This is a genomic window from Saccharothrix sp. 6-C (assembly GCF_016695385.1).
GTDB lineage: Bacteria > Actinomycetota > Actinomycetes > Mycobacteriales > Pseudonocardiaceae > Actinosynnema > Actinosynnema texasense.
The window spans coordinates 3863995-3879964 of record NZ_CP064192.1 but is presented as its reverse complement, the minus strand read 5'-3'; the positions used below and the strand labels follow the sequence as shown (position 1 = coordinate 3879964).

General features: G+C 73.9%; 14 protein-coding genes. 7 read left to right on the top strand and 7 right to left on the bottom strand.

Annotated features, from left to right (window positions below; all coding sequences use genetic code 11):
* Positions 1–19 precede the first annotated feature (19 nt).
* Positions 20–1180: a S1 family peptidase gene (locus IOD16_RS16650; protein ID WP_201440786.1), complete on the top strand. Its 1161-nt coding sequence runs from the start codon at positions 20–22 to the stop codon at positions 1178–1180.
* A 62-nt stretch (positions 1181–1242) separates the two neighbouring features.
* Here IOD16_RS16650 and IOD16_RS16645 read toward each other — a convergent pair whose 3' ends face one another.
* Both IOD16_RS16645 and IOD16_RS16640 read right to left on the bottom strand, forming a co-directional pair.
* Complete coding sequence (locus tag IOD16_RS16645) at positions 1243–2055, bottom strand: ABC transporter permease (RefSeq protein ID WP_201440785.1); 813 nt, start codon at positions 2053–2055, stop codon at positions 1243–1245.
* The gene (locus tag IOD16_RS16640) at positions 2052–2996 is read right to left on the bottom strand and encodes an ATP-binding cassette domain-containing protein (protein ID WP_201440784.1); all 945 of its coding nucleotides are present in this window, start codon (positions 2994–2996) and stop codon (positions 2052–2054) included. The genes IOD16_RS16645 and IOD16_RS16640 overlap by 4 nt, the downstream gene beginning before the upstream one ends.
* A gap of 382 nt (positions 2997–3378) precedes the next feature.
* Here IOD16_RS16640 and IOD16_RS16635 point away from each other — a divergent pair, with 382 nt between their 5' ends.
* The 6 genes from IOD16_RS16635 (at position 3379) to IOD16_RS16610 (ending at position 10074) form a co-directional block, all read left to right on the top strand.
* The gene (locus IOD16_RS16635) at positions 3379–4449 is read left to right on the top strand and encodes an acyl-CoA reductase (protein WP_201440783.1); all 1071 of its coding nucleotides are present in this window, start codon (positions 3379–3381) and stop codon (positions 4447–4449) included.
* Positions 4446–5822, top strand: a complete 1377-nt coding sequence (locus IOD16_RS16630; protein WP_201440782.1) for an acyl-CoA reductase — start codon at positions 4446–4448, stop codon at positions 5820–5822. Before IOD16_RS16635 ends, IOD16_RS16630 begins: the two co-directional genes overlap by 4 nt.
* Before the next feature lie 76 nt (positions 5823–5898).
* The gene (locus tag IOD16_RS16625) at positions 5899–7482 is read left to right on the top strand and encodes a methyltransferase (protein WP_201440781.1); all 1584 of its coding nucleotides are present in this window, start codon (positions 5899–5901) and stop codon (positions 7480–7482) included.
* A gap of 70 nt (positions 7483–7552) precedes the next feature.
* On the top strand, positions 7553–8746 hold the full coding sequence (locus IOD16_RS16620) for a sugar efflux transporter (RefSeq protein WP_236595030.1): 1194 nt from the start codon (positions 7553–7555) through the stop codon (positions 8744–8746).
* Positions 8743–9309 (top strand): hypothetical protein, encoded by a 567-nt coding sequence (locus tag IOD16_RS16615; RefSeq protein ID WP_201440780.1) that lies wholly within the window; start codon positions 8743–8745, stop codon positions 9307–9309. Before IOD16_RS16620 ends, IOD16_RS16615 begins: the two co-directional genes overlap by 4 nt.
* Positions 9310–9408: 99 nt before the next feature.
* Positions 9409–10074, top strand: coding sequence for a hypothetical protein (locus tag IOD16_RS16610; protein ID WP_123741584.1), 666 nt, complete (start codon positions 9409–9411; stop codon positions 10072–10074).
* Here the strand turns inward: IOD16_RS16610 and IOD16_RS16605 are convergent.
* The 5 genes from IOD16_RS16605 to IOD16_RS16585 all read right to left on the bottom strand — a co-directional run bounded on the left by IOD16_RS16605 (position 10019) and on the right by IOD16_RS16585 (position 15925).
* Complete coding sequence (locus IOD16_RS16605; protein ID WP_236595029.1) at positions 10019–10852, bottom strand: ECF transporter S component; 834 nt, start codon at positions 10850–10852, stop codon at positions 10019–10021. The genes IOD16_RS16610 and IOD16_RS16605 overlap by 56 nt on opposite strands.
* 223 nt (positions 10853–11075) lie before the next feature.
* Entirely contained in the window at positions 11076–12677 is a 1602-nt protein-coding gene (locus tag IOD16_RS16600; RefSeq protein WP_201440778.1) for an ABC transporter ATP-binding protein, read from the bottom strand.
* Positions 12674–13768: a CbiQ family ECF transporter T component gene (locus tag IOD16_RS16595; RefSeq protein ID WP_201440777.1), complete on the bottom strand. Its 1095-nt coding sequence runs from the start codon at positions 13766–13768 to the stop codon at positions 12674–12676. The genes IOD16_RS16600 and IOD16_RS16595 overlap by 4 nt, the downstream gene beginning before the upstream one ends.
* A complete protein-coding gene (locus tag IOD16_RS16590; RefSeq protein ID WP_201440776.1) occupies positions 13765–14586 on the bottom strand; it encodes a hypothetical protein in 822 nt (273 codons plus the stop codon). The genes IOD16_RS16595 and IOD16_RS16590 overlap by 4 nt, the downstream gene beginning before the upstream one ends.
* 40 nt (positions 14587–14626) lie before the next feature.
* Entirely contained in the window at positions 14627–15925 is a 1299-nt protein-coding gene (locus tag IOD16_RS16585) for a prenyltransferase/squalene oxidase repeat-containing protein (RefSeq protein ID WP_201440775.1), read from the bottom strand.
* Positions 15926–15970 lie beyond the last annotated feature (45 nt).

Below are 15970 nucleotides of genomic sequence, written 5' to 3'. Positions count from 1 at the left end.
GTGTGAAAGGGCTGCCCGAATGACTTCTTCCCGCACTGCCCGATTAGCCGGCGCGGTCATCCTCGCGATCGGCCTGGCCATTCCGTCCCTGCCCGCGGCCGCGGCGCCCACCATCGCCGACACGACGTCCCCCGACGCCGCGACGCGCGTCTCCCTCGGCATGGCCGAGGCGATGAAGCGCGACTTCGGCCTCACCGCCGAAGGCGTGCAGACCCGCCTGGCCCAGGAAGAGAAGGCTCGCGGCGCCGAGACGGTGGCCCGCAAGCTCTACGGCTCGTCCTACGCGGGCAGCTGGTTCGACCCCGCGACCGGCAAGCTCGCCGTCGCGGTGGCCGGTGACGCCGCCGCCGACAAGACCGGTCTCGACGTGACCGTCGTGCCCGTCGCGCACAGCTACGCCCAGCTCGACGCCGCCAAGACCGCCATCGACCGGCAGGCGGGCAAGGCCGCGCCGGCCGGTGTGAACGGCTGGTACGTCGACGTGCGGACCAACGCGGTCGTCGTCACCGTCAACCGGCACAAGGTCGACGCCGCCGTGACCGCGTTCGTCGACGAGGCCACCTCCCGGCACCGCGCCGTGCGGGTGGTGCAGGAGGAGCACTCGCCGCGGCTCTACGCGGACGTGGTCGGCGGTTGGCCGTACTGGATCAACAACGCCGGCCGGTGCTCCATCGGCTTCGCCGTGTACGGCGGGTTCGTGAGCGCGGGCCACTGCGGCACCCCCGGTTCCCAGACCACCGACCAGTACGGCGCACTCTACGGCTACTTCGCGGGCTCCACGTTCCCCTACTACGACTACTCGTACGTGCAGACCGTCGCGGGCGTGAACCTGTGGGGCTACATGGAGGGCTACAACGGCAGCTGGTACTACGTGCGCGGCTCCGCACAGGTCCCGGTGGGCTCCGGTGTGTGCCGTTCCGGCTCCACGACCGGCATGTGGTGCAACTACATCCAAGCCCGCGGCCAGACCGTGAACTACCCGCAGGGCGTCGTCTACAACCTGACCCGCACGAACGTCTGCGCCGAGCCCGGTGACTCCGGGGGTTCCTGGCTCAGCTCGAACCAGGCCCAGGGTGTCACGTCGGGCGGCTCGGGCAACTGCTCCAGCGGCGGGACCACGTACTACCAGGAAGTCAACCCGATCCTCTCCGCCTACGGCCTCTCGCTGGTCCTGAGCTGACCACTGCGGCAACCGGGCCGACCGGTCTTCACCCCGCTGAAGACCGGTCGGCCCGGGCCCCGTCAGGCGCGGCGGCGGTAGGCGTGCACGGCCAGCGGGGCGAAGACGGCCACGAACAGCGCGGACCAGGCCAACGTCCACGCCACCGGGCCGGCCACGGGACCGCCCACCATCAGGCCCCGTGACGCGTTCATCACGTGGGTCACCGGGTTGATCTCGACCCACGAGCGCAGCCACCCCGGCAACGTCTCGGCCGGCGCGATCATGCTCGTGCCGAACGTCAGCGGGAACATCACCAGGAACCCGATGCCCTGCACCGCGCCCGAGGTCCGGACCAGCATCCCCACCAGCACGAAGGCCCAGCTCACCGAGAACGCGAACAGGATCGCCAGCAGGCACGCGGCCAGCGCGGGCAACACCCCGGTCTCCACGCGGAACCCCATGAGGCTGCCGAAGACCAGCAGCGACACCACCGCCACCACGTACCGGATGAGGTCGCCGAGCACGGACCCGACCAGCGGCGCGGACCGGCCGATCGGCAGGCTCCGGAACCGGTCGAACACGCCCTTGCCGATGTCGGTGTTGAGGTTCACGCCGGTCGCCATCCCGCCGAACATGGTGGTCTGCACCATGATCGCGGGCAGCAGCAGCTGCAGGTACTCGTGGGTGGACCCGGACACCGCGCCGCCCAGCAGGTACACGAACAGCACCACGAAGATCACCGGCTGCAACGTCACGTCCAGCAACTGCTCCGGCGACCGCATCGTCTTGATCAGGCTGCGGCGCGCCAGCGCCAGGCTGTGCCGCACGAGGGCGAACGGCCGCGGCGCCTCCGCCCCGCGGACCACCACCGGTGAAGCCGTCACCGTCGTCATGCCGCCACCTCCGTGTGCTTGCCGGTCAACGTGAAGAACACCTCGTCCAGGCTCGGCAGCCGCAGCGACAGCTCGGTCACCGAGATCCGCCGCTGCTCCAGCCGCCGCACCACCTCGGTGAACGCCGCGTCGCCGTCCACCGGCACGGTCACCACGCCCCGCGCGGTCGACTCCGGCTGGTGCCCGGACACCTCGGCCAGCACGGCGGCGGCGTCCGCCAGGCGGGCCGGGTCCGCCGGCCGCACCAGCACGGTCTGCCCGCCGACGATCCGCTTGAGCGACGCGGGCGTGCCGTGCGCGATCACCCGCCCGTGGTCGATGACCGAGATCTCGTCGGCCAGCGCGTCCGCCTCTTCCAGGTACTGCGTGGTCAGCAGCACGGTCGCGCCGTCGGCCACGAGCGTGCGCACCACCTGCCAGATGTCGTCCCGCTTGGCCGGGTCCAGCCCGGTGGTCGGCTCGTCCAGGTAGATCACGTCGGGCCGGCCGACCAGGCTCGCGGCGAGGTCCAGCCGCCGCCGCATGCCACCGGAGTAGGTCTTGACCTGCCGCCCGCCCGCCTCGGTGAGCTCGAAGTCGCGCAGCAGCTCGGCGGCCCGCGCCTTGGCCTGCGAGGTGCGCAGGTTGAGCAGCTGCCCGATCAGCACGAGGTTCTGCACGCCGGTCAGGTCCTCGTCCACCGAGGCGTACTGCCCGGTCAGCCCGATCAGCCGGCGCACCCGCGCCGCGTCCGACACCACGTCCAGCCCGCCGACCGCCGCGCGTCCGCCGTCCGGCCGCAGCAACGTGGCCAAGATCCGCACCGCGGTCGTCTTGCCCGCGCCGTTCGGCCCGAGCACCCCCAGCACGGTCCCGGGTCGCGCGGCGAGGTCGACGCCGGCCAGCGCGGTCGTCTTGCCGTACCGCTTGACCAGGCCCTCCGCCTCGAATGCGTACTCCATGTCCGTTCCTCCCTGTCGTTCGGGGACGACCCTCCAAGGCGGACGTGTCATCGGGCGTGCAGACCCGTGTCAGAGCGCGTGTCAGAACCATGTCGACCGCGTGTCAAGCCCCGGTCGGTGACATGCCGGCGCGTTCACGGACGTTCGCAGGCGTTCCGGGGCGTTCCGCCTCCGTCCACAAGCACCGACCGGACCGGTCGGCGTTCCGCTTCCCGAAGCGGAACGCGCTCGTTCGGTTCTGCGCAGGCCGTTGCTGAGTCATCCTGTGGCCCTCGGAAAACCCCCGGTCAGCCGTGCCCCGTTCCGGGGACGGACCTTGTCCGACGCGTCCGCCGCTGCTGACCTGTCCCGAGCCCGACCGTCACCGCAGGAGGATCTCTCGATGACCGTTGCCCACGACGATCCCCACGTCGCGCGGCTCTTCGACCACATGGCGCGACTTGTCTGCGACGGTGTGGGCGACCCCCTCGACCTCCACGAGCAGCTGGTCGAGCTGTCCACGGCGAACTCGCCGGACGTGGCCCGGTACTGGAAGCAGGTCGGCGTGGGCGTCGGCGTTCCGGACACCGCCTACAAGGACGGGGGTCCGAACCTGTTCCCGGACGCGCCGGTGGTCCGCGTGTTCCGCACCAGCGGAACGACCGGGAGCACCCGCGGCACCGTGCGCTACTCCAAGCTCGGGCTGGAGCTGAAGGGGCTCGCCATCGAGGCCAACGCCCGGCGGCACCTGAGACCGGACGACGGCGTGCGGCCCGTGGTCCTCCCGTTCGCGCCGTCGGAGCAGGCCGCGCCGGAGATGGCGATCGCGTTCGACATGGCCCGCATCGCCAAGTCGTGCGGCGACCCCGCGCTCAGCACGGCCGTCGTGGGCGCCGACGGGGTGGACTTCGACCTGCTGGCGCGGCGCCTGGACGCGGCCGTGGCCGAAGGGCTGCCGGTCGTGCTCGTCGGCGCGACCTTCGCGTTCGTCAACATCTGCGACGCCCTGGAGGAACAGGGCCGGAGCTGGCAGCTTCCGCCCGGCTCGCGGATGTACGACGGCGGCGGGTTCAAGGGCCGCTCGCGGGTCATGCGCGTGGACGACCTGCGCGCCGCCGTGCACCGGGTCTTCGGCATCGAGCGGCACGGCAACATCTTCGGCATGACCGAGCTGGCCAACATGCTCTACGACGCCTCCGACACACCGGTCGGCCCGCTCGGCGAACGTCCCAAGGGCAGCCACCCGGCGGGCGGCCCGAAGGTCCGCGACCCCCGCACGCGCGAGCACCTGGCGGAGGGCCGAGGCCTGCTGGAGGTCACCGACCTGTCCCTGCTGGACCGGCCGCACGTGCTGCTCACCGGCGACGTCGGCATCGCCGGGCCGGACGGCGTGGCCATCGCGGGCCGGATCGCGGGCAGCTCCAGCCGCGGTTGCTCGCTGACCCTGGACGAGATGACGGGAGGCGCGGCATGAGCGTGTCGTGGACGCCTGGGTGGCTGACGGCGGAAGGCGTGCCGTTCACCCTGAAGGCCGGCGCGCACGAGTGGCGTGGCGTGCGCCCCACCGACTGGGCCGCCGTCGGCGACGGACTCCGGACCGCGCACGAGAACCTGCGGCGGATGCCCGTGCGGCGCATCGTCGAGGCCGTCGACGCGGTCGTGGACCTGTGGGGCAAGCGGGACTTCACCGCCCGCCGGGCCGCCGTGCGGGACGCGGCGCTGGTCACCGGCATGTCGGAGGAGACGATCGACCACGCGCTGGACGCGGAGCTGGGCAACCTGCGCGCCGAGTCGCTGCTGGCCGCGCTGACGCGGGAGCTGGGCGACCCGGAGGTGCTCGACGGCTTCCGCGGCGGCACCACCGCGGTCGGGCCGCGCACCGTGCTGGCGGTGTTCTCCGGCAACGTCCCGGGGTTGCCGTCGCGGTCGTTGGTGCGGTCGCTGCTGGTGAAGGCGTCCGTGATCGCCAAGATCCCGGCCAAGGAGCCGCACTTCACCGCCGCGTTCCTGCGCACCCTGCACGACGTGGAGCCGGTGCTCGCCGACGCCGTCGTGGCGACCTACTGGGACCGGGACGACGAGGCCGTGCTGGAAGCCGCGCTCGGCCAGGCCGACGCCGTGATCGCCTACGGCGGCGACCAGGCGTGCGCGGCGATCCGGGCCAAGGTCGGGCCGCACCAGCTCTACGAGGAGCACGGGCACAAGCTGTCGTTCGGCATCGTCAGCGCCGAGTACGCGGCACAGCACGGCCCCGCCGAGGTGGCCCGCCGCATCGCCGCCGACTGCAGCGACTTCGACCAGCACGCGTGCCTCTCACCGCAGGTCTACCTGGTGCCGCGGGAGCACGCCCGGTCGATCGCCGAGCACCTGGCGGCGGCGATGCGCCGGGAGGCGCAGGACAGTCCACCCGGGACGATCGACGCGCAGGACGCCACCGTGCTGCAGCACCGCCGCCTCGTCGCCGAGTGGCGTGCGGCCACTTCCGACGACAGCGAGGTGTGGGCGCCCGACGGTCTGGAGTGGACGGTCGTGCTGGACGACGCGCTCATGCCGCTCAGCGGAGCGGGCAACCGGGTCGCGCGGATCGTGTCCGTGCCGGACGTGGCGGCGGCGGTCGACGCGATGCGGCCGTTCGCCGAGCACCTGCAGAACGTCGGCCTCGGCGCGGTCGGCGAGGAGTTCCGGCGGACCGCGCGCGAACTGGCCGTGCTCGGCGCCAGCAGGGTGTCCGCGCCCGGCGAGATGACCAAACCGTCCATGGTGTGGCGGCACGACGGGCAGCCACGCATCGCCGGCCTCGTGCGCTGGTGCGACATCGAGCTCCACCCGGAGCTCGACAGACCTTAACCCCGCCCGGGGTGACGAGTCCGCCGTGCCCCGCCCGCGCGGGTGGGGCACGGCCATCCTCTGGAGAGGATCAGCGATGTCCGTGACGGTGAGCGGCGTGCCCGGCGTGCTCGGTGGGAGAGACCTCGACCGGTTGACGGCGACCGTGGCCTTCCTGCGGGACCGGGGCACCGGGGACGTGCTGGCGGCCGTGGTGGGCGCTGAGCCGTCCGCCTGCCTCGTGCGCTACCTGGAGTTCGGGCGCGCGGCGGTGTTCGTGGCGTCGGCGCGGCCGGCCGGCCTGGTCGGGGTGCTGGCCGGGCTGGGCGTGGACGCGCCGGAGCCGCGCCCGGATGAAGTGGTGCGCGGACGTGCCGGGCAGGAGCTCGACGTGCGGGTCGTGCGGGGTGCGGTCGGGTCGCGGGAGGTGCGGCTGCTCGTGCCGCGCGCGGAGATGCCCGAGGCCGAGCGGGAGGCCGAGTCGCACGTCGCGTTCCGCGTCACCGACGCCGACGACGTGGTGCTGCGCGGGGCGTGCGCGACGTTGCGGGACTCGGGCCTCAGACCCGACGGCGGCGGCTACGACGGGCAGGACACGACCCTCTGCTTCCGCGGCACGACCCGGCTCGTGCTGCACGCGCCCGGCCACCACGCCGAAGCGCTGGAGCACCACCTCGGACGCCCCGACCAGCCGCGGCGCTCGATGCTCGACCTGATGACCGGCGCGTGGCGCACCCGGGCCGTGGCGGCGGCGGCGGAGCTGGGGATCGCCGACCAGCTCGCCGACGGCCCGCTCGACACCGCCGACCTGGCCGCCCGCACCGGCTCGCGCCCGGACAAGCTGCGCCGGGTGCTCGCCTACCTGGCCGGGCTGGGCGTGCTGGGCCGCGACGGCGAGCGGTGGTCGTTGACCGAGGTCGGCACGCTGCTGCGCGACGACGTGGCCGGGTCGCAGCGGGACCTCGCGCGGATCTACGGCGGCCTGTTCTACCGGTCGTTCAGCGGGCTGGAGCACGCCGTGCGCACCGGCGAGAGCGGGTTCAGCCACGTCTACGGCGCCCAGCCGTTCGAGCACTTCGCCGCGAACCCGGCCGACGCGCGGCTGTTCGAGGGCGCGATGGCGGCGGGCACGGCGTTCCTCGGGCTGGTGCCCGGACTGCTGGACCTGCCCGACACCGGCACGGTGGTCGACGTGGGCGGCGGCGACGGACGGCTGCTGGACCTCGTGCTGGCCGCCGGACCGGGACTGCGCGGGGTGCTGTTCGACCGGCCGCACGTGATCGGCGCGGCGACCGACGTGCTCGCCGGTCACGGCGCGCGGGCGTCGGTGGTCGCGGGCGACTTCTTCCACGACCCGGTGCCGTCGGGCGCGGACCTCTACCTGCTGTCGCGGATCATGCACGACTGGGACGACGAGCGGTGCTCGGTGATCCTGCGCAACGTGCGCGCGGCGATGGCGGAGGGCGCGACGCTGGCCCTGGTGGAGCGCCCGATCCAGGGCGACCCGCGCACCCTGCTGCCGCTGGCGTTCAACGTCCACATGATGGTCAACACCGTGCAGGGTGGCGAGCGGACCACGGAGGAGCACCGGAGCCTGCTGGCGGCCAACGGCTTCGTGCTGGAGGACATCCGCGAGCTGCCGCTGGACATGGCGGTGCTGGTCGCGCGCGCCGCTGTGTGAGCGCTCTCACCGGTCCGCATGCTGGAAATCGGCTTCCTCGTCACCCATTCGGGCGACGAGGATCGCCGGTGTGCCCGTCCTGAGCGAAACCCCTGCCCAACCCCGGTCGCGTCCCTTCCTGCCGCTGCTGTCCGTGAGCCTGCTGACGGGGGTCGGGTACGCGCTCGCGGGCCCGTTCCTGTCGTTGTTCCTGATCAAGGAAGTCAAGGCCGGCCCGGTCGCGGTAGGGGCGTTCCTGCTGGTCAGCGCGTTGGTGTCGATGGTGGTGAGCACGCTGGTCGGGCGGTTCTCCGACTCGCGGGCGATCCGCCGCACGCTGCTGGTGGTGGCCGGGGTGTCGGGCGGGCTGGCGTGGGTGCTGTTCGCCGTGCTGCGGGACTACTGGCTGTTGCTGGTCGTCGCGGTCACGGTGTGGGCGATGGCGTCCGCGCAGATCCCGCAGATGTACGCCTACGCGCGGCAACTGCTCGAACGCAGCGGCTCGGCCAGGGCGCCGTTGGCGATGAGCGGCCTGCGGACGACGATGTCGATCGCGTGGGTCGGTGGTCCGCCGCTGGGCGCCCTGCTGCTCGCCGGCGGCGGCTTCACCGGTCTGTTCGCCGTCAGCGCCGCGGTGTACGCGGTGGCGGTCGTCGTGATCCTGGTGTGGCTGCCCGAGCTGGGGCCGTCCGCGCCGCCGTCGCCCGAGGTGGCCCGGCAGTCGGGGCTGCGGCGGGAGGTCGTGCTCGCGGCGGCGGCGTTCGTGCTGCTGCAGTGCGCGACGTCGGTCGGCGTGACGGCGATGCCGTTGTTCGTGACCGAGAGCCTGGGCGGCACGACCCGGGACGCGGGCCTGGTGCTGGGGTTGTGCGCGGCCCTGGAGATCCCGCTGATGCTCGGCTTCGGCGCGCTGGCGATGCGGCACAACCTCCGCGTGCTCGTGCTGTCGGGCGGCGCGGTCGCCCTGGCGTACTACTCGATCATGCTGTTCACCCAGGCGACCTGGCAGGTCATGGCGGCACAGGTGCTGCACGCCGTGGTCATCTCGGCGGTGATGGGCCTCGGCATCTCCTACTTCCAGGACCTCGCGCCCGACCGGCCCGGGTACGCCAGCACGCTGTTCACCAACACCTACAAGACCAGCGCGATGCTCGTCGGGCCGTTGCTGGGCCTCGCGCAGCACCTCGGCTACCGCACCGCCTACGGCATGGGCCTGACGATGTCGGTGCTCGGGTTGGCGCTGCTGCTGGCCGTGCGTCCCAAGTCGGCGACACTGGCCGCATGATCGACGAGCTGCTGCGGCGCCAGGACGAGTTGCAGGCGCGGGCGGACGCCGTGGTGGCGGACCTCGGGCTGGACGAGCTGCTGTCGGCGCTGGGCGAGCCGGTGCGGACGGGCAGCTCGGCGATGGGCCTGATGGTGGTGCCCGACCTCGACGTCACGGTGGCGTGCCCGACGCTGGACGTGGACGCCGTCGTGGGGGTCGCCGCCCGGCTGGCGCGGCACGAGCGGGTGCGGGTGGTGCGGTTCCGCAAGGACGACGGCCACTGGAACGCCGAACCGGACGCCTACCCCGACGGGCTGTACCTGGGCTTGACGTACCGCGAGAGCTCCGGGACCGAGTGGAACGCCGACATCTGGTTCGTGGACGAGCCGGCGCGCCAGCCGGACCTCGGGCACGTGCGCGAGCTGCCCGCCCGGCTCACGCCGGAGACCCGCTCGGCGATCCTGCTGATCAAGCACTCGCGCCCGGACTACCGCAGCTTCGACGTGTACCGGGCGGTGCTGGACGACGCGGTGCGCACACCGGAGGACTACGACCGGTGGCGGGTTACGCACGGTCAGTGAACCGACCGTCTGGTTTGCGCTCTTCGAGCGGTTCTCCGCGAATTTCGGGTCTCCGCGCCCCGGGCGTTGCTAAACCTTCCTCAGGGGGAGGAGGTCACGGTGCCCAAGGGTTTCTACACCGACGACCGCGGCCGGGTCCGGCCGGTCGCCGGCCGGGGCGGGCGGAGCAGGTCGGCGCTGTTGGCCGGGTTGATCGCGCTCAGCGCGGTCGGGTACGGGGGAGCGGTCGGCCTCAGCACCGGCGGCTCCGGCGGCGGCGGTGGTCCGGGACTCGGCGTCGAGGCGCGCAAGCAGGAGAGCGGCGACCTCGCCCGGCGGGGTGACGCCGACGGCGCGTGGCGGCGGATGGGGCTGCACGGCCTCAAGCGGACGGAGAAGCAGCAGGTCGCGTGCGTCGACGCGGCGTTCGGCGGTGTGCGGGAGTTCCTGCGGGAGAACGGGTGCGCGTCGATGGAACGGGTGCTGTTCACCGTCGGTGACGACGCGGGCAACTCGGCGGTGATCGCGGTGGCCTGGGTCGAGTTCGCCTCGCGCGGCGCCGCGCAGGAGTTCCAGGACATCGTGGACGCGCCCGGCACCGGTGACGTGACGGCGTTGGGCGTGGCCCAGGTCGGCTTGGCGGACGTGGCGTTCACCGGCGCCAACTACGGCTCGGGCCGCGACCGGACCACGGTCGCCGTCGCCGAGGCCGAGGTCGCGACCGGCTACGTCACGCCGGAGGTGCTGGACGCGTTGGCGGAGGTGGCGGCGCAGCTGCCCCGGTGAACACCGGATCGCCGAACGACGCCCGGCGGGCGGCCCGGCGCAACGTGCGCAGCAGCACCGGAGCGGTCGCCAGCACCAGGATCGTGGTGGTGACCGCGCGGCCGACGTCCCAGCCCAGCGACGTGGCCAGGCTGAACGCCACCACGCGCACCAGGTTGTCCAGCACCGGCGCGCCCGGCTGGAACGACAGCGAGGTGCTGCCCGCGCTCAACGCGAAGGGCCAGAACGACAGGTTCAGCAGCAGCCCGTAGACCAGGGACGCGGCGGCGCTGTACGCGGCGAGCACCGCCAGCTCGACCTTGCCGCGCGCCCGCGGCAGCAGACCCGCGCCCAACGCCACCCAGGCCGCGCCGAGCATCTGGTACGGCAACCACGGCCCGACCCCGCCCGTCAGCAGGGCGGACGCGAACAGCATGGTGTTGCCGAGCACGAACCCGAAACCGGGCCCGAACACCCGGCCGCCCAGGACGAGCAGGAAGAACACCGTCTCGATCCCCGCCGTGCCCGCGCCGAGCGGGCGGATCGCCGCGCCCAGCGCGGACAGCACACCCAGCATCGCCACGGCTTTCGCGTCCAGCCCGCCTTCGCTGATCTCGGCCAGCACCACGGCCAGCACGAGCGGGAGGAGCAGGGCGAACGTCCACGGCGCGGTCGCGCCCTGCGCGATGCCGGCGTCCGCCGACACCAGCAACGGCCACCCGAACGCGACCACGCTGATCGCCGCCGCCACCGCCAGGGCGAGCGTGGCGCGGGGCCGGATGCGGACCGGAGGAGTCACGTGGTCACCCACCCGGCAGTTGTCCACAGGCTGGCTGCGGCGACGCGGATCTGTCGCCCCCAGCCGGCAGGATCAAGAACAGGGGTCCCCCTGGCGGGTACCTCTGCGCAGCCCAGGACGTCCGGAGCCGGCGCGCAGCCCAGGACGTCCGGAGCCGGCGCGCAGCCCTGGGCGTCCGGAGTCGGCGCGTGGCGCGTGGCGCGGGTCGGTGCGCGGTGCGCGGTCACAGGGCCGCCAAAGCCGTCTGCACGTCCGCCACCGTCAACCACGGCAGGGGAGCGAGCACCTTGGCCACCTGGGGCGAGAAGACCGGGGACGCGGTGACGACCTCGGCGGTCGGGCCGTCGGCCACCACCTCGCCCTCGGCGAGCACCACGACCCGGCTCGCGTACTCGGCGACGAACTCCACGTCGTGCGTCGCCAGCACGATGGCGTGACCGGCATCGGCGAGTTCGCGCAACGCCGCCGCGAGCCGCGTCTTGGCCGGGTAGTCCAGGCCCCGCGTCGGCTCGTCCAGCAGGACCGCCCGCGGCGAGGGGGTGAGCGACACGGCCAGCGCCAGCGCGAGCCGCTGGCCCTCCGACAGGTCACGCGGGTGCCGGCCGTCCGGGATGCCCGGCGCCAGCCGGTCCAGCAGCTCACGGCACGTGCCCTCGGCCTTGCCCGACTCGCGGTCCGCCTGCGCGCACTCGCCGCCCACGGTGTGCAGGTACAGCAGGTCACCGGGCTGCTGCGGCACCAGGCCGACGGCCTTGCGCCGCGGACCGGGCTTGAGCGCCGCCGGGTCGACGCCGTCGACCGCGACCTCGCCGCCGGACCGCTTGCCCGTGCCCTGCACGGCCCACAGCAGGCTCGACTTCCCCGACCCGTTGCGGCCCATCACGGCCACCCGCTCACCCGCGCCGACGCTCAACGACACGCCCCGCAGAGCGTCCACGGTGGAGTAGCGGACTCGCAGGTCGCGCGCGACCACCAACTCCGCCGGCCGCGACGACGGCGCCACCGGCGGCTCGGGCAGGCGGTCGCGCAACGGGCCGGCGAGCCGCCGCGCGTCCCGGATCGACACCGGCACCGGCGTCCACCCGGCCAGCTGCGCCAACCGCACCACGGGCGGCGCGACGGGGGCGTCCGCCAGCACCGGGCCGGGCTCCCCGGCGACCGGCGGCAGGCCACCGCCGGGCAGCCACACCACGCGGTCCGCGTACTGCGCGACCCGTTCCAGCCGGTGCTCCGCGATCAGCACGGTCATCCCCAGGTCGTGCACCAGCCGGTGCAGCGCGGCCAGCACGTCCTCCGCCGCGCCGGGGTCCAGCGCCGAGGTCGGCTCGTCCAGCACCAGCACCCGCGGGTGGGCGGTCAGGGCCGCGCCGACGGCCACGCGTTGCTGCTGCCCGCCCGACAACGTCGCCAGCGGCCGGTGTCGCAGGTCGGCCAGGCCCAGCAGGTCCAAGGTCTCCTCGACGCGCTTGCGCATCACCGGCTGCGCCAGCGCCAGCGACTCCATCGAGTACGCCAGCTCCTCCTCGACCGAGTCGGTGACGAACCCGGCCTGCGGGTCCTGCGCCACCAGGCCCACCACGTCGGCCAGCTCGCGCGGCGGGTGGGTGCGGGTGTCACGCCCGGCCACGAGCACGCGGCCGGTGAGCGTGCCGCCCGTGAAGTGCGGCACCAGGCCGTTGACCGCGCGCAGCAACGTCGACTTGCCCGACCCCGTCCTCCCGACGACCAGGCACAGCTCGCCTTCGGGCACGTGCAGGTCGACCGACGCCAACGCGGGCGCGTCGGCGTCGCGGTAGGTGACGGACACGTTCTCGAACCGGATCACGGGTTCACCTTGTCCCTGGCGACGACGTTCCTGGCAACCACGACATTCCTGGCGATGACGACGGGCGCGAGCGCGCACAGCAGACCGACCGCGGGCAGCAGCGGCAGCTCGGGCACGGTCAGCGGCACCGTGGCCGGCGTCAGCGCGGCACCGCCCCAACCTCCCGGCGCGAGGTACGTCGCCAGCGCCGCGACCAGCCCGGACCCGGCGATCGCCAGCTCGCGCGCACCCCACCGGTCCGGTCGGTAACGGCTGCGCCGCACCCGCCGCGACCCCGTCCACAGGCCCGCGACGGCCAGCACCGAGCCCACCGCCAGCATCGGCGTGCCGACCACGCCCGGCGTGGCGCCGCCGAGCAGCCCGTACGCGCCGACGCACAACCCCAGCAGCCCGCCGAGCACCAGCGCGCCGGTCACCACCCTGGTCCGCTTCGGCAACCCCGCCGTCCGGCCGTAGCCGCGCGAGTCCATCGCCGCGGCCAGCACCAGCGACCGTTCGAACGCGTCCTCCAGCACCGGCACCAACAACACCCGCATCGCCTTCACCCCACGCACCACGTCACCCCGCAACGCCCGCGCCCGCCGCACCGACCGCGCGCTGGCCACCAGCTGCGGCGCGACCGTCAACGCCACCACCACCGCCACGCTGACCTCGTACAACGCGGCCGGCAACGACCGCAGCAGCCGCTTGGCGTTGGCGAGCGCGTTGGCAGCGCCGACGCAGCACAGCAACGTCGCCAGCTGAAGCCCCTGGTACACCGCGAACGCGAGCCCCTCGGCGCTCACCGGGCCGCCCAGCCGGATGCCCTTCGTCCACTCCGGCAACGGGATCTCCGGCAACGTCACGAGCACCGTCGGCCCGCCCACCCCGCCCAGCAGCACGTGCAGCACCACCCGGACCGCGAGCACCACCAGCGCGAACTTGAGGAACACGCCGTAAGCACTGGCCCACGGCGTGTCCTCCCGGCACGACACGGCCACGAACCCGGCGACCGCGATCACCAGCGCCAGCAGCACCGGGTTGGTGGTGCGGCCGGCCACGGCGGCCAGGCACAACGCCCACAGCCACCACGCGCCGGGGTGCAGGCTCACTCCGTCGCCTTGGCGCGCCGGCGCGCGGTCCACACACCCAGGCCGGCCAACGCGGCGATCACCACGATCCCGACGACCAGCCCGACCGCGCCACCGGACGACGTGCCCGCCGTCGGCTCCACGGCCACCGCCGTTGGACCGGTCGGCGCGGCCGTGCTCGACGTCGTGCCCGCGGCGGTCGTCGCCGCCGATGAAGGCGGCGAGGTCGTCGTCCCGGCGGTGGTCGACGCCGGCGTCTCCGACGGCTGAGCGGTCTGCTGCGTGGGTTGACCGGGCACCGGCGCGGGCGGCTCCGGTTGCCCGGGTTGCCCAGGTTGGCCGGGCTGCACCGGCTGGCCCGCCGCCGGCGGTGGCGGCGCGGGCTGGGTCGGTTGAGGCGCGGGCGGCGCGATGCCCGGCTGCCCGCCCGCGCCGAACGCCCAGCCCTCCACGCTGCCCGGAGCCGGGTCGTACGCGCCGGCGCTGGTGCTGCTGTAGACCCACGAACCGCCCGGCCGGCCGTGCCAGTAACCCCAGTACGCCGTGGTCGGGGAGGTGGTCACGCACGGGTCGCTGCTCGGCGCGCCGTTGATCCGGCACACGAAACCGGGCTGCCGGGCGGCGAACGTGTAGCCGAACCCGGCGGCGGTCAGCGCGGCCGTGCCCGTGGCCGGGTCACCCGGGGCGCACCCCGTCCGCACGCCGCCGCCCAGCGGGCCGAAGTCCACGACCACCGTGACACCCCCGCAGTCGGCCGCGTGGGCGGTCAGCGGGACGGTGGTCAGGGCGAGCCCGACGACGGCCAGGGCCGTCAGGGCCCGCCGAAGCCCGCCCCTCATCGGATGACGGGCACGGCCGGCGTGCCGCGACCAGGTGCCGTCACTTGCGTGCCTCCGCGTGCCGCCGACGCGCGAGGGTGACCGCGAGCACGCCGCCCACCAGCAGCAACGCGCCGATCCCCAGCATCGGACCGACCTCCGCGCCCGTGCGGGCGAGGTTGCCGCGGTTGGTCGACACGGCCACCACGGCGGCGGTCGTCGTCGTGGTGGCCGTGTCGTCGGAGGTGGTGGTGGCCGCGGGAGCGGTCGTCGTCGTGTTCGAAGTGGACGACGAGGACGACGTCGACGTGGTCGGGGTGACCGAGCAGTCGAGCGCCGGCGCGGTCGGCGTACCGCCCTCCGCCGTCAGGTCCGCGAAGTTCACGCCCACCAGGCCGAGGACGCCCTGTGCGCTCGCACGCAGCGACGTGGCCTGCGTGAACCCGTTCCGGTCGAACGCGATGGCGCCCCGGCCGGCCTCGGCGGCCGTGCACCCGACCTGCAACGACGTCAGGAACCTCGCCGCCTGGTCCGCGGCGGCCGTCCGACCGCCCGCGCGCAGCGCCTGCGCGGCCAGACCGGTGCTGTTGGCGTTGCCCTCGCCGGCCGCGCCCTCGTCGCGGAACCCGCCGCCGGGCTGCTGCGCGCCGGTCAGCCAGTCGAGCGCCTCGGCGGCTTCGGCGTCCTTCCCCACGGCCAGCAGCGCCTGCACCACCATGGCGGTGGCGTCCACGTGGGACGCGCAGGTCGCGGCCTCCAGGACCAGCGGGAACCCGCCGTCGGCGCACTGCCGGCCGACGAGGTAGTCGACGGCGGCCTGCGGCGCGCCCTCCCACCGGTCCAGCGCGAGCACCGCGAACGCCTGGGTGAAGCCGTTGGAGTAGTCGCCGTACTGGGACTTGTCCGAGAACCGGCCGGACGGCGTCTGGAGCGCGGTGAGGCCGGCGATCAGGTCCTCGCCACCGAAGGACGTCGGGTCCAGGCCCCGCACCTGCACCGCCAGCGCGAGCTTGGCGTGCGCGCCCGCGAACGACTCGGCGGGGTCGCCGAAGCGCAGGTAGTTGGCGATGACCTCGGGCTCCGCGAGCCAGGCGGCGGCCTGGTCCGCGCTGTCGGACGCCACGCCGGCCGCGGTGAACGCGAACAGCGCGTCGAGGGTCAGGCCCTGGTCGGGGTAGGCGACGCCCTCGATGACGTTCTCGAAGTGGTCGCCGTCGACGAGCTGCCGGGAGAGCCAGCCGGCGGCCGTGTCGCTCACGTCCGGCGTCGTCGGCGCCGCCTGGCTCTGGGCGGCGGTCGTCGCCGCGAGCACGGCGGCAGCGGCGGCGGCGATGACGGCAGCGGTCCGTCTCAACGACATGTTCGGCCTTTCCGGGGGCAAGGCGTGAGCGGACCCCGGACAGCC

Coding starts and splice junctions, on each gene's coding strand:
- IOD16_RS16645 (WP_201440785.1), bottom strand. CDS start 2,055: ATGACGACGGTGACGGCTTCACCGGTGGTGGTCCGCGGGGCGGAGGCG.
- IOD16_RS16630 (WP_201440782.1), top strand. CDS start 4,446: ATGAGCGTGTCGTGGACGCCTGGGTGGCTGACGGCGGAAGGCGTGCCG.
- IOD16_RS16635 (WP_201440783.1), top strand. CDS start 3,379: ATGACCGTTGCCCACGACGATCCCCACGTCGCGCGGCTCTTCGACCAC.
- IOD16_RS16650 (WP_201440786.1), top strand. CDS start 20: ATGACTTCTTCCCGCACTGCCCGATTAGCCGGCGCGGTCATCCTCGCG.
- IOD16_RS16585 (WP_201440775.1), bottom strand. CDS start 15,925: ATGTCGTTGAGACGGACCGCTGCCGTCATCGCCGCCGCCGCTGCCGCC.
- IOD16_RS16625 (WP_201440781.1), top strand. CDS start 5,899: ATGTCCGTGACGGTGAGCGGCGTGCCCGGCGTGCTCGGTGGGAGAGAC.
- IOD16_RS16615 (WP_201440780.1), top strand. CDS start 8,743: ATGATCGACGAGCTGCTGCGGCGCCAGGACGAGTTGCAGGCGCGGGCG.
- IOD16_RS16640 (WP_201440784.1), bottom strand. CDS start 2,996: ATGGAGTACGCATTCGAGGCGGAGGGCCTGGTCAAGCGGTACGGCAAG.
- IOD16_RS16590 (WP_201440776.1), bottom strand. CDS start 14,586: ATGAGGGGCGGGCTTCGGCGGGCCCTGACGGCCCTGGCCGTCGTCGGG.